General features: G+C 70.1%; 12 protein-coding genes. 8 read left to right on the top strand and 4 right to left on the bottom strand.

From position 1 onward, the window contains the following. Positions 1–143 precede the first annotated feature (143 nt). A complete protein-coding gene (locus QFZ75_RS17620) occupies positions 144–551 on the bottom strand; it encodes a VOC family protein (RefSeq protein WP_307538061.1) in 408 nt (135 codons plus the stop codon). A 102-nt stretch (positions 552–653) separates the two neighbouring features. Here QFZ75_RS17620 and QFZ75_RS17615 point away from each other — a divergent pair, with 102 nt between their 5' ends. Continuing rightward, entirely contained in the window at positions 654–1,676 is a 1,023-nt protein-coding gene (locus QFZ75_RS17615) for a YafY family protein (RefSeq protein WP_307538059.1), read from the top strand. Between the two features lie 105 nt (positions 1,677–1,781). Further along, positions 1,782–3,803, top strand: coding sequence for a cell wall-binding repeat-containing protein (locus QFZ75_RS17610; RefSeq protein ID WP_307538057.1), 2,022 nt, complete (start codon positions 1,782–1,784; stop codon positions 3,801–3,803). Between the two features lie 78 nt (positions 3,804–3,881). Here QFZ75_RS17610 and QFZ75_RS17605 read toward each other — a convergent pair whose 3' ends face one another. After that, a complete protein-coding gene (locus tag QFZ75_RS17605; protein WP_188113919.1) occupies positions 3,882–4,034 on the bottom strand; it encodes a hypothetical protein in 153 nt (50 codons plus the stop codon). 144 nt (positions 4,035–4,178) lie between these two features. Continuing rightward, positions 4,179–4,856 (bottom strand): phosphate signaling complex protein PhoU, encoded by a 678-nt coding sequence (gene phoU / locus QFZ75_RS17600; protein ID WP_307538055.1) that lies wholly within the window; start codon positions 4,854–4,856, stop codon positions 4,179–4,181. 288 nt (positions 4,857–5,144) lie between these two features. Between phoU and QFZ75_RS17595 the strand changes: the two genes are divergently transcribed. Together QFZ75_RS17595 and QFZ75_RS17590 are read left to right on the top strand one after the other, a co-directional pair. Beyond that, positions 5,145–6,422 carry a cell wall metabolism sensor histidine kinase WalK gene (locus QFZ75_RS17595; RefSeq protein ID WP_307538053.1) on the top strand — a complete coding sequence of 426 codons (1,278 nt, stop codon included), beginning with the start codon at positions 5,145–5,147 and terminating at the stop codon, positions 6,420–6,422. Continuing rightward, positions 6,419–7,099 (top strand): response regulator transcription factor, encoded by a 681-nt coding sequence (locus QFZ75_RS17590; RefSeq protein WP_307538050.1) that lies wholly within the window; start codon positions 6,419–6,421, stop codon positions 7,097–7,099. Before QFZ75_RS17595 ends, QFZ75_RS17590 begins: the two co-directional genes overlap by 4 nt. 84 nt (positions 7,100–7,183) lie before the next feature. Here the strand turns inward: QFZ75_RS17590 and QFZ75_RS17585 are convergent, their stop codons facing one another. Continuing rightward, positions 7,184–7,882, bottom strand: coding sequence for a DUF461 domain-containing protein (locus tag QFZ75_RS17585; RefSeq protein WP_307538048.1), 699 nt, complete (start codon positions 7,880–7,882; stop codon positions 7,184–7,186). A gap of 677 nt (positions 7,883–8,559) precedes the next feature. Here QFZ75_RS17585 and QFZ75_RS17580 point away from each other — a divergent pair. The 4 genes from QFZ75_RS17580 (at position 8,560) to cysS (ending at position 12,249) form a co-directional block, all read left to right on the top strand. Then, positions 8,560–9,042, top strand: coding sequence for a CarD family transcriptional regulator (locus QFZ75_RS17580; protein WP_003953493.1), 483 nt, complete (start codon positions 8,560–8,562; stop codon positions 9,040–9,042). A gap of 367 nt (positions 9,043–9,409) precedes the next feature. Continuing rightward, on the top strand, positions 9,410–10,162 hold the full coding sequence (gene ispD, locus QFZ75_RS17575; protein WP_307538047.1) for a 2-C-methyl-D-erythritol 4-phosphate cytidylyltransferase: 753 nt from the start codon (positions 9,410–9,412) through the stop codon (positions 10,160–10,162). Next, positions 10,152–10,655, top strand: a complete 504-nt coding sequence (gene ispF / locus QFZ75_RS17570) for a 2-C-methyl-D-erythritol 2,4-cyclodiphosphate synthase (RefSeq protein WP_307538045.1) — start codon at positions 10,152–10,154, stop codon at positions 10,653–10,655. The genes ispD and ispF overlap by 11 nt, the downstream gene beginning before the upstream one ends. A 193-nt stretch (positions 10,656–10,848) precedes the next feature. Further along, positions 10,849–12,249 carry a cysteine--tRNA ligase gene (gene cysS, locus QFZ75_RS17565; RefSeq protein WP_307538043.1) on the top strand — a complete coding sequence of 467 codons (1,401 nt, stop codon included), beginning with the start codon at positions 10,849–10,851 and terminating at the stop codon, positions 12,247–12,249. Positions 12,250–12,264 lie beyond the last annotated feature (15 nt).

Below are 12,264 nucleotides of genomic sequence, written 5' to 3'. Positions count from 1 at the left end.
ATCCAGGGTTACGGATCAGAAGGCACGCCGTTCCTTCCGGCAACGCTGTTCGTGGCGTTCGCCGTTCCCTTTTCAGGACAGGGAGAACTCCTGCGTCGGCCTGGCGCTCTTCGCGTTGCTGACGGTCGGTGGAATGTGGCTCATCATCCGAGCCGGCCGTGGAATTTCTCGATTGCGGGCGGGGTGACAGGGGTGAAGAAGTTGATGAGGTTGCCGTCCGGGTCGCGGAACAGGAGGGCGCGGTTTCCCCAGGGCATCGTGGTGGGCTCGTTGACGAAGTCGTCCACGAAGGCGCTCAGGTTCTCGTACGCGGTGTCCACGTCGTCGACGAGGAACTCGAGGACGACGCTGTGGTTGTCGGCCGGGCGGGCGGCGCCGGGTGCGAAGAGGGGGACGGTGCGGGTGCTGCCGATCGCGAGGGTGGCCGAGCGGGTCCTCAGTTCGGCGAAGTCCTCGTTCGCCCAGGTGGCGGATGCCCCGGTGGCGCGCTCGTAGAAGGCGACCAGGCGGGTGATGTCGCTCGTGATGATGCGGGCGGAGACGAAGTCCATGGGGTTTCTCCTCGGGGCGAGTGCCGTTCGCAGGTGCTGTGGGCGCACGCTACGACCTATACCGGGCGGAATCCGTCCGGTATGTGCGAGAGACTTCTTCCCATGCCTCGCCCTCTTGGCCGCGTCCTCACCCTGCTGGAGCTTCTGCAGTCGGGCGGCCTGCGGACCGTGCCCGAACTCGCCGACCGGCTGGACGTCGACGAACGCACCGTGCGGCGCTACGTACAGCAGCTCGTCGATCTCGACGTGCCCGTCGAGTCGGTGCGCGGCCGCTACGGGGGCTACCGGCTCGGCCCCGGCTACCGCATGCCTCCGCTCATGCTGAGCGACGACGAGGCGCTCGCCGTGCTGCTCGGCCTGGTCGCGGGCCGGCGATCGGGCCTGACGGCGGCCACCGGCGCGGCGGGGGAGACGGCGGCGGCCAAGATCCGGCGTGTGCTGCCCGAGCGGCTGCGGAGCGGACTCGACGCCGTGCTCGGCTCCCTCGCCTTCACGGATCCGTCCGGCGGCGCGGCCCCGTCCGAGGCGACCGGCCCGGGACCGGGAGTCCTCCTGCCGGTCGCCGACGCGGTGCGGCACCACCGGCCGCTCTCGGTCCGGTACACCGCGGGCGACGGCGGGCGCAGCGAGCGCGTCCTCCACCCGTACGGGATCGTCGCCCACTCGGGCAGGTGGTACCTGACGGCCGCGGACGTCTCGGCAGGTGAGGACCGGACCTTCAGACTGGACCGCATCACCGGTGTGCGGGTCCTGGCCGGCTCGTTCGAGCCGCCCGTCGGCATCGATCCGGCGCGGCGCGTCCTGACCGGGCTCGCCACGGTCCCGTACCGGCATGAGGTGGTCCTGCGCGTCCAGGGGACGGCCGAGCACATCCACAAGCGGCTGCCCGCCGGTCTCGCGGTCGTGACGGAACTGCCGGCCCCGGGCGGCGGACAGGCGGAGCAGGCGGACACCGGGCCCCGCTGCCAGGTCGAACTGCGGGTGGAACGGCTCGACTGGCTGCCCGCCGTACTCGCCTCGCTGGACCGGCCCTTCGTCGTCGAACGCCCCGGCGAACTGCGCGATCTCGTCGTGGCCTTCGCCGAACGGCTCGCGAGTTCCGCCCGGAAAACTGTTTCTTCCTGATCATCCGTGCCGTTACAGTGACCCAGCTGTCGTAGAGGAACGTGAGGTTGCCGTTCCGCGTCGGGGAGACGAACGACAGCTCTTTCGACTCTTTTGTGGGGGCACATGAAGATTCACAGACGCCGCGTGCTCGCGGCGCTGGGCACCGTCGTGGCCGTGGCCGCGGGCATGGTCACCGCCGCGCCCGGCGCGGTGGCCGCGGAACCGGTCACGTGGCAGGCCGCGGACGGCAAGCTGACGTTCGTCAACGGCGCACGCAACGTCATACAGACGCAGGAACCCGGCGGCAGCACCTACAGCGACTTCCTCGCCGACGCGCGCCAGCCGTCCTGGTCGCCCGACGGCAGCCGGGTCGCGTACGTGAAGGGCGGCAGGGTCGAGACCCGCCGCTACACCGGCTCCACCCTGGTGAAGATCCAGGAACAGGGCTCCATGAGCAGCGTCGGCGACCCGACGTTCCTGCGCTCCGGCAACACAGTGGTGTACTCCGGCGGCGGCCGGCTGCGGTACGCGTCCTCGGACGGCTCCCGCTACGCGCAGCCGCTGTTCTCCACCGCGGAGGACGGCTGCGACCGCCAGCCCAGCGCGTCCGTCAACGGCCTGGTCGCCTTCGTCCGTACCGGTGACACCTGCGGATCGCCGACCGGGTCGGCGATCTGGCTCTGGGAGGACACCACCGGCGGCTTCACGAAGCTGACCGACGAAGGCACCAACCCGGCGATCTCGCCCGACGGCACCCAGGTCGCCTTCGTGCGCGAGGCGGACGGCCTCAGCCGGCTCTTCGTCATCAACGTCGACGGCACCGGTGAGCGCCAGCTGACCTTCACCGACGCCGCGTACGCCCCGGCCTGGTCGCCCACCGGCACCCGGATCGCCGTCACCAACGGCACCGACGAGGACGTGGCCGTCCCGCGCATCGTCGACGTCGCCACCGGTGACGTCACCAAGATGCCGCTGCCCGCGGGCACCTCCTCGGTCCTCGACCTGGCGTGGCAGCCGCTGCGCAGCCAGAGCACCGGCCGGGTCTGGGGCGCCGACGCGTACGGCACGAACGTGGCCGCGTCCCGCTGGACCTGGAACACCACCGGCCAGAGCGAGCCCGGCCTGATCAACGCCAAGACCGCCGTCCTCATCAGCAAGGACAGCCCGTCCTACGCCCTGACCGGGCAGACCCTCGCCGGTCAGAAGCAGGGCCCCCTGCTGATGACCGCGAAGACCTCGGTGTCGAGCGCCGTGCAGAGCGAACTGAAGCGCACGCTCAAGCCCGGCGCCACGGTCTACCTGGTGGGCGGTACGGACATCCTGTCCAGCGCGGTCGCGACCAAGGTCGGCTCGCTCGGTTTCACCCCGAAGCGGCTGGCGGGCACCTCGCGCTACTCCACGTCCGTGGCGGTCGCCAAGGCCGTCACGAGCGCTCCGGAGTACGTGTTCGTCGCCACCGGCACCGACTACCACTCGGCGCTCGCGGCCTCCGCGGCGGCCGGTGCCCTCGGTGTCGGTGGCAAGGGCACGGTCGTCCTCAACGAGGGCAACAAGCTGTCGTCGTCGGTGAAGTCGTACCTCAACTCGGTCGACCCCGACCGGACCGTGGTCGTGCCGGTCGGCGCCTCGGCGACGTACGCGCTCACGCACACCGCCTTCTCCAACTGGCCCAGCACCTGGTCGTACTACCCGATCAGCGGCAGCGGCCACGACGGTACGTCCGCCGAGCTGGCCCGGTTCTGGTGGAGCTCCCCGTTCCAGGTGGGTCTGGCCTGGACGGACAGCTGGCGCGGTGGCGTCTCCGCGAGCACCGGCATGCTCTCCTACGGCCCGGTGCTGTGGACCGACGAGACGACCCTGTCGGAGACGACCGCCACCTACCTGCGTCAGCAGGCGGCCGGCGTCAACTCCGTCATCGCCTACGGCGGAACCGGGTCGGTCTCCGCGGCCGAACTGACCGCGGCGGGTTCCGCCATCAGCGCGGGCAGCTCACTGGTCGAATACCGGCCGTACTACAACGGCACCGCCCCGGCCGCCCGCCAGTCGGCGCGCTCGGCCGCGGGTGACACCGGTACGGGCGCGGCCAGGACCGGGTCCCCGGCCCCGCGGCCCGACCTGGACGCGGTGCGGACCACGAACCGCTGATCGGACGAAGCTGAACGAACGAAGGGGCCCCGCACCTGAAGCGGGGCCCTTTCGCGTTCGTGCGTCAGCCGCACTGACTCAGCCGCACTGACAGGGATTGCCGGACTGGCACCCGCAACCGCAGCCCGAGCCGCAGCCGCAGGCGCCGAAGAGCGGCAGGCTCTTGATCTCGACGGGCTGCTGCGTCTCGCGCTCCTGGGTCGGGTCGGGCGTGGTGGGGGAATCTGCCATGGGTCCCTCCTCGAAGGCCTGTGCCTGCTCCCATTGCATTCCCACGGAGGCGGGCGCATCAACGGCGCACTGAGGCTTTCGCGCCCCTGCGAACGCCCGATGCGCCCCCTCGCGGACAACCGCCCGGCTGCCGGAGGCGGAGGCCTACACCCCTTCGACCGGCGACGACGCCTGCAGCTCGTCGGCGTGCTCACCCGTCACCAGGTACACGACCCGCTTCGCGACCGACACCGCGTGATCCGCGAAGCGCTCGTAGTAGCGGCCCAGCAGCGTCACGTCCACCGCCGTCTCGATGCCGTGCTTCCAGCGGTCGTCCAGGAGGTGCTGGAAGAGCGTGCGGTGCAGGAGGTCCATCGCGTCGTCGTCCTGCTCCAGCTGGAGCGCGAGGTCGACGTCCTTCGTGACGATGACCTCGGCCGCCTTGGCCATCAGGCGCTGCGCGAGCTGCCCCATCTCCAGGATCGTGGCGTGCAGGTCCTGCGGGATCGCCCGCGCGGGGAAGCGCAGCCGCGCCAGCTTCGCCACGTGCTGGGCGAGGTCGCCGGAGCGTTCGAGGTCGGCGGACATACGGAGCGAGGTGACGACGATCCGCAGGTCCGTGGCGACCGGCTGCTGCCGGGCCAGCAGGGCTATCGCCTTCGCCTCCAGGTCGTGCTGGAGATCGTCGACCTTCTGGTCGGCCGCGATCACGCTCTCGGCCAGCTTGAGGTCGGAGTCGAGGATCGAGGTCGTGGCGCGACCGATCGCCGACCCGACGAGGCGAGCCATCTCGACCAGGCCCTCGCCGATCGAGTCAAGTTCCTCGTGGTACGCGTCCCGCATCAGGATGTCCCTTTCCTACGTCTTCTTCGGGGGGTCACAGGGGCTCGTGAACCCCACGTTCCCACGCTCCGGCCTGAACGCGACGGTTTCCGCCACCTAGAGTGAACCGTCACAAACGCCCAGGTGAATTCTGGGCGACCTCGCCTCTTACCGCCGGTGGAGAGGCCGCCCCGTCCGGTCGCACGAAGTGAACCGGTACGGTCCCCAGGGTGAACTCTGGGCGACGAGTGTTCGAGTCCACCCTCGGACGGCTGTGACCGGGGCGTACGGCATGCCTAACCTGGAGCCATGGACGTGAACGCGGCGGTCGCCGCAGCGGCAGCGATCGCCGGTGTACTCACCGGCGTCATCGCCGTGCTGGCGTTCCGCTGGAGTGAGCGGGATCAGAAACGCCCCACCCGCACCTCTCTGCACACCGACCCGGTCCTTCCGCCGGGCGTCGACACGGTCCTGTCCGTGCTCCGCTCCTCCGCGGTCGTGCTCGACGAGTCCGACGCCGTGGTCAAGGCCAGCTCGGCCGCGTACGCCCTCGGGCTCGTGCGCGGCGGGAAACTGGCCGTCGAGCCGATGATCGTGATGGCCCGCGACACCCGCAGGGACGGTGAGATACGCCAGGCCGAACTGGATCTGCCCCGGCGCGGAACCGGCCGGGGCGAGGCGCTCGCCGTGTCCGCCCGCGTGGCACCGCTCGGCTCCCGGCTCGTACTGCTCCTGGTCGAGGACCTCACCGAGGCCCGCCGGATCGAGGCCGTACGGCGCGACTTCGTCGCCAACGTCAGCCATGAGCTCAAGACCCCGGTCGGCGCCCTCTCCCTGCTCTCCGAGGCCGTCATGGGCGCCTCGGAGGACCCCGAGGCCGTCGAGCGCTTCGCGGGGCGCATGCAGATCGAGGCGACCCGCCTCACCAACCTCGTACAGGAACTCATCGACCTCTCCCGGGTCCAGAACGACGACCCGCTCGAGGACGCCGAGCCCGTACGCGTCGACGAACTGGTCGCCGAGGCGATCGACCGCTGCCGCCACCAGGCCGGCACCAAACAGATCACCATGGCCGCCGGCGGCACCGCCGACCTGCGGCTGTGGGGCAACCGGGGTCAGCTGGCCGCCGCGCTGGGCAACCTCGTGGAGAACGCCGTCAACTACTCGCCCGCCCGCACCAGGGTCGGCATAGCCGCGCGCCGGGTGACCGCACCCGGCGGGGACCTCGTCGAGATCGCCGTGACCGACCAGGGCATAGGGATCTCCGAAAAGGACAAGGAGCGCGTCTTCGAGCGCTTCTACCGCGTCGATCCGGCCCGTTCCCGTGCCACAGGCGGTACGGGGCTCGGGCTCGCGATCGTCAAGCACGTGGCCGCCTCGCACAGCGGGGAGGTCACGGTGTGGAGTTCCGAGGGTCAGGGCTCCACCTTCACCCTGCGGCTGCCGGAGGCGGGCGCGGTCCGCGACCGCTCGGCCGGCACCCGGACACCCGGACTCGACGATGACGACGAGACCGGACAGACCGACGGGACGACCACCGTCTCATCCCCGTACGAACCCTTTTCTGCCCCGGAGGTCCATCCGTGACCCGAGTGCTCGTCGTCGAGGACGAGGAGTCCTTCAGCGACGCCCTGTCCTACATGCTCCGCAAAGAGGGCTTCGAGGTCGCCATCGCGGCCACCGGGCCCGACGGACTCGACGAGTTCGAGCGCAATGGCGCCGACCTCGTCCTCCTCGACCTGATGCTGCCCGGCCTGCCGGGCACCGAGGTGTGCCGTCAGCTGCGCAGCCGTTCGAACGTCCCGGTGATCATGGTCACCGCCAAGGACAGCGAGATCGACAAGGTCGTGGGGCTCGAAATAGGAGCCGACGACTACGTCACCAAGCCCTTCTCGTCGCGTGAGCTGGTGGCCCGTATCCGGGCCGTCCTGCGCCGCCGCGGCGAGCCCGAGGAGGTCAGCCCGGCCGCTCTGGAGGCGGGTCCGGTCCGTATGGACGTAGACCGTCACGTGGTCACCGTCTCCGGCTCCAAGGTCGACCTCCCGCTCAAGGAGTTCGACCTCCTGGAGATGCTGCTGCGCAACGCGGGGCGCGTCCTGACGCGTATGCAGCTCATCGACCGGGTGTGGGGCGCCGACTACGTCGGTGACACCAAGACGCTGGACGTCCACGTGAAGCGCCTGCGGGCGAAGATCGAGCCGGACCCGGGGGCGCCCCGCTACCTGGTCACGGTCCGCGGTCTCGGCTACAAGTTCGAGCCGTAGACCGCACATGACGAAGGGCGGGACCCCGCAGGAGGGGTCCCGCCCTTCGTCATGCGTACGCCGGCAGCGGTGGCCCGCTGCGAACTACGAGGCGCTGGCGGAGGCGGCGTCCGTGGCCCGGTTGCCCGCCTCGCCCGTCTCCTCGCCCGTCTCCTCGCCCGTCCCCCCGGTCTCACCCGAAGCGGACTCGGAGGAGGAGGCCGACGGCGACCCGGAGGCCTCACCGGACTTCGAGGCCGACGCGGAGGGCTCGGTGCTCGGCGTCGGGACCTCGCTCGGACCCCAGCTGGAGAAGTAGCGCTCGGCCGGGACGACGAACGCGTCCAGTTTCACGTCACCGGTCCTGCTGAGGGTGAAGGTGACCGGCTGGGCGTCGCCGTCCTTGAAGGCCTCGCGGCTGTTCTGCAGTACGGCGGAGGCGTTGTCCTTGCCGCCGAGGATCAGCGAACCGCCGGCCGGGACCGTCAGCTTCCCCGAACCCTTGGCGGGCTTGAGCTCAACGGCCCCGCTGACGCCCTCGACCTTGACGGACTCCAGGGTCTGGTCGGTCGGACCCATGTTGAACAGGGTCGCGGCGACCGCGGCCGGGCCGGTCGACTTCACATCGGGCTGGGTGATGACCACGGCGTTCTGAACCTTGATCTTGCCTACGGTGACGGCGGCGTTGTCCGGCTTGATCTCCAGGGACTGGGCCTTGTTGCCGGCGCCGCACGCGGCGAGCGAGGCGATCGAGAACGCGATGGCGGCGGCGGCGAGGGCGCCGCGTCGAAGGCTGCTGCTCACGGCGGCGGCAACTCCTAGAACGTGGGCGAAACAGAGCGGCTCCTCGTGAGAGCCGCTCCAGAGGTCGGTCAGCGGCCTCAGGTTACCGAGCCGTTGCCGAGCCGCCGCACCCGACCCGCCCCTATGGCTCGCCGACTGGCTCGCCGACCGCGGCCGGACACCTGCTTCCCCGTCTCCCGCCGGCTCGCCCGTCACGCACTCGTCCGTCTTTCACATAAGAACCCCCGGTAAGCCTCCGGCGCCGTCCCGTGGCTTTTCCGTAAGGAATACATGGCGGTCCGGAGAATTGATCTTCTGACGATCTCCGGTCGATCTCCGGTCGATCTCCGGCACATCTTCCGCGGATCTTCCGTGGATCTCCGGCCCTCGTGATCAATTCCGGATTCGGCTCGTACGTGGCTGCGATCACCGAACGGAGTAGCGGAAGATGGGCTCCCCGAACCCGACAAATCCGGACGTTCGGGTACGTGAGCGAGCTTGCGGAGTGTTGTAACGTGCGCGTTTCTCCCTGCCGGGGAAGCCGCTCCGACCTGCGAATACCGTCGTCCGCGCCCCCTCCGCAGCACGTTCCTGTTGCGATTGTCAAGCCCCGAGATATGCCCTGACCTGCGAAAACGCCATTCAGAACACGCGGTTTCCGTGTTACCCTGGATAGCCACGGAAGGGGTACCTGTCACATGACGTTCAAGGTTGGCGACACCGTGGTCTATCCCCATCACGGGGCCGCGCTGATCGAGGCTATCGAAACTCGCCAGATCAAAGGCGTGGACAAGACCTACTTGGTGCTGAAGGTCGCTCAGGGCGACCTGACAGTGCGTGTGCCAGCGGACAATGCGGAGTTCGTCGGCGTGCGTGATGTGGTCGGTCAGGACGGGCTGGACCGGGTCTTCGAGGTACTGCGCGCGCCGTACGCCGAGGAGCCCACGAACTGGTCCCGTCGTTACAAGGCAAATCTTGAGAAGCTCGCCTCCGGCGATGTCATCAAGGTGGCGGAGGTAGTCCGTGACCTGTGGCGTCGTGAGCGCGAGCGTGGACTCTCCGCCGGCGAGAAGCGCATGCTCGCCAAGGCCCGCCAGATCCTGGTGAGCGAGCTCGCCCTCGCGGAGAACACGAACGAGGACAAGGCCGAGGCCCTGCTCGACGAGGTCCTCGCGTCCTGACGCCCAGCACGCTCTGATCGCGCCCTCTGCATCACCTCGCGTGACCAGAAACGAAACGAGCGGTCCGGCGCCATGAAATGCCGCGGTGCCCGATGACATATCCACTGTCGCCGGGCGCTGCGGCATGTCCGCACCCGAGCGCGGCACATTCCGATTCCGAAGGAACGAACCTCCGAAGGAACGAACCTCCGGGAGAACGGCTGTCCCGCACTCCGGTACGGGGAATGCCGGGCCCGGACAACTGGCTCGACCATCTTCACGGAAGGGTCCGGTCGAGGCGTCGCGCCCGGCACTGCCCCAGCCCTTCGGCCGGGGTACGCCCAGGCCATACCCACGTCGGCCGAGCATACAAACCTGACAGGAACCGATGTCTGACGATTCGCGCCCCACGTCTGCCGGGGCCCGTACGGCGGCCGTGATTCCGGCCGCCGGCCGGGGCGTACGCCTCGGCCCGGGCGCTCCCAAAGCGCTCCGCGCGCTGAACGGAACCCCCATGCTCATCCACGCGGTGCGCGCCATGGCCGCGTCGCGTGCCGTCTCCCTGGTGGTCGTCGTGGCTCCGCCCGACGGAGCCGCGGAGGTCAGGACACTGCTCGACGCGCACGCGCTGCCCGAGCGGACCGAGTTCCTCGTCGTGCCCGGCGGCGACAGCCGGCAGGAGTCCGTACGGATCGGACTCGACGCGCTGCCCGCCGGTATCGACATCGTGCTCGTGCACGACGCGGCCCGTCCGCTCGTCCCCGTCGACACCGTCGACGGCGTCATCGAGGCGGTACGGGGCGGGGCTCCCGCCGTCGTGCCCGCGCTGCCGCTCACCGACACCGTCAAGCAGGTCGAGCCCGCGGGGGCCCCCGGCGAGCCCGAGCCGGTGGTCGCCACGCCGGAGCGGTCGCGGCTGCGTGCCGTACAGACCCCCCAGGGCTTCGAACGCGACACCCTCGTACGGGCCCACGCGACGGTCACGGAGAACGTCACCGACGACGCGAGCATGGTCGAGCAGCTCGGACTGCGGGTCGTGGTCGTGCCCGGGCACGAGGAGGCGTTCAAGGTGACCCGTCCGCTGGATCTGATCCTGGCGGAGGCGGTCCTGGCGCGGCGGAGGCTGACCGATGGGTTCTGAGAACTCCGCGGCGCCCCTGTTGCCGCAGGTCGGCATCGGTACCGACATCCACGCCTTCGAGGAGGGCCGTGAGCTGTGGTGCGCCGGGCTGAGGTGGGAGGACGAGGGGCCGGGGCTCGCCGGACACTCCGACGCGGACGTCGTCGCGCACGCGGCGTGCAACGCGCTGTTCTCCGCGGCGGGACTCGGTGACCTGGGCCAGCACTTCGGTACGGGGCGGGCCGAGTGGTCCGGGGCGTCCGGGGTGACGCTCCTGACGGAGGCGGCGCGCATCGTGCGGGCGGCCGGGTTCACGATCGGCAACGTGGCCGTGCAGGTCGTGGGACCGCGGCCGAAGATCGGGAAGCGGCGGGACGAGGCACAGAAGGTGCTGTCGGAGGCGGTGGGGGCGCCGGTCTCGGTGTCCGGCGCGACGACCGACGGGCTCGGGTTTCCCGGGCGGGACGAGGGGCTGATGGCGGTGGCGACGGCGTTGGTCGCGCGGGTGGGCTGAGCGGACCTCTTCCCGCCCCCGCTCCTCGAACGCCGCAGGGACCGGGGATTCGGCCTCTGCGGCGTTCGGGGAGCGGGGATTCGAGGGTGGGAAACACCGTCGGGGGCTTCGCCGGGGCACGGACGTCACGAATACGTGTCCCATGCGGCAGAAGGGTCGCGGGGCACTGGTCGTCGCCCACTACCCTGGTGTGGTGACTATTCGCCTGTACGACACCAGCGCCCGGCAGATTCGCGATTTCACCCCGATCACGCCGGGTTGTGTCTCGATCTACCTGTGCGGCGCCACGGTGCAGGCGGCCCCGCACATCGGGCACATCCGGTCCGGGCTCAATTTCGACATCATGCGCCGCTGGTTCGAGTACCGCGGCTACGACGTCACGTTCATCCGCAACGTGACGGACATCGACGACAAGATCATCCGGAAGGCCGCGGAGCAGGACAGGCCGTGGTGGTCGATCGGCTACGAGAACGAGCGCGCGTTCAACGACGGCTACACCGCGCTGGGATGCCTCCCGCCCACGTACGAACCGCGGGCCACCGGTCACATCACCGAGATGGTCGAGATGATGCGCACGCTCATCGAGCGCGGCCACGCGTACGAGGCCGACGGCAACGTCTACTTCGACGTACGGTCCCTGCCCGGCTACCTCTCCCTGTCCAACCAGGACCTGGACGAGCTGCGGCAGCCCGCCGAGGACGGCGAGACCGGCAAGCGGGACCCGCGCGACTTCGCCATGTGGAAGGCCGTCAAGCCCGGCGAGCCGTCCTGGGAGACGCCCTGGGGGCGGGGCAGGCCCGGCTGGCACCTGGAGTGCAGCGCGATGGCGCACAAGTACCTGGGCTCCGCCTTCGACATCCACGGCGGCGGCATCGACCTGATCTTCCCGCACCACGAGAACGAGATCGCCCAGGCCGTGGGCTTCGGCGACGAGTTCGCGCACTACTGGGTGCACAACTCGTGGGTGACCATGAGCGGCGAGAAGATGTCGAAGTCGCTCGGCAACAGCGTGCTCGTCAGCGAGATGGTCAAGGCGTGGCGGCCCATCGTGCTCCGCTACTACCTGGGCACTCCGCACTACCGCTCCACCATCGAGTACAGCGAAGAGGCGCTGCGCGAGGCCGAGTCGGCGTTCGCGCGGATCGAGGGCTTCGTGCAGCGCGTGGTGGAGAAGGCCGGGGGGCCGGTCGAGCCCGCGGCCGAGGTGCCGCCGGCGTTCGCCGAGGCGATGGACGACGACCTGGGCGTCCCGCAGGCCCTCGCCATCGTGCACACCACGGTCCGGCAGGGGAACTCCGCGCTGGCGGCCGACGACAAGGAGGCGGCCGTCGCCCGGCTCGCCGAGGTCAGGGCCATGCTCGCCGTGCTCGGCCTCGACCCGCTCGACCCGCACTGGGCCGGCGAGAGCGACCGCGGCGAAGACCTCCACGGGGTCGTCGACACGCTGGTACGGCTGGTGCTGCAGCAGCGCGAGTCGGCCCGTACGCGCAAGGACTGGGCCACCGCCGACGCCATCCGCGACCAGCTCAACCAGTCCGGGCTCGTCATCGAGGACGGCCCCCAGGGGCCGCGCTGGACCCTGGGCCCGCGCTGAGCTTTCCTTGATCGA

The organism is Streptomyces sp. V3I8 (assembly GCF_030817535.1).
Lineage (GTDB): Bacteria > Actinomycetota > Actinomycetes > Streptomycetales > Streptomycetaceae > Streptomyces.
Note: the sequence above shows the minus strand (reverse complement) of the source record. Positions and strands in the feature narration are given on the sequence as shown.

What these genes read in the sequence shown, in the direction of transcription:
- QFZ75_RS17620 (WP_307538061.1), bottom strand. Translation starts at nt 551, where the DNA reads ATGGACTTCGTCTCCGCCCGCATCATCACGAGCGACATCACCCGCCTG.
- QFZ75_RS17615 (WP_307538059.1), top strand. Translation starts at nt 654, where the DNA reads ATGCCTCGCCCTCTTGGCCGCGTCCTCACCCTGCTGGAGCTTCTGCAG.
- QFZ75_RS17610 (WP_307538057.1), top strand. Translation starts at nt 1,782, where the DNA reads ATGAAGATTCACAGACGCCGCGTGCTCGCGGCGCTGGGCACCGTCGTG.
- QFZ75_RS17605 (WP_188113919.1), bottom strand. Translation starts at nt 4,034, where the DNA reads ATGGCAGATTCCCCCACCACGCCCGACCCGACCCAGGAGCGCGAGACG.
- phoU (WP_307538055.1), bottom strand. Translation starts at nt 4,856, where the DNA reads ATGCGGGACGCGTACCACGAGGAACTTGACTCGATCGGCGAGGGCCTG.
- QFZ75_RS17595 (WP_307538053.1), top strand. Translation starts at nt 5,145, where the DNA reads ATGGACGTGAACGCGGCGGTCGCCGCAGCGGCAGCGATCGCCGGTGTA.
- QFZ75_RS17580 (WP_003953493.1), top strand. Translation starts at nt 8,560, where the DNA reads ATGACGTTCAAGGTTGGCGACACCGTGGTCTATCCCCATCACGGGGCC.
- ispD (WP_307538047.1), top strand. Translation starts at nt 9,410, where the DNA reads ATGTCTGACGATTCGCGCCCCACGTCTGCCGGGGCCCGTACGGCGGCC.
- ispF (WP_307538045.1), top strand. Translation starts at nt 10,152, where the DNA reads ATGGGTTCTGAGAACTCCGCGGCGCCCCTGTTGCCGCAGGTCGGCATC.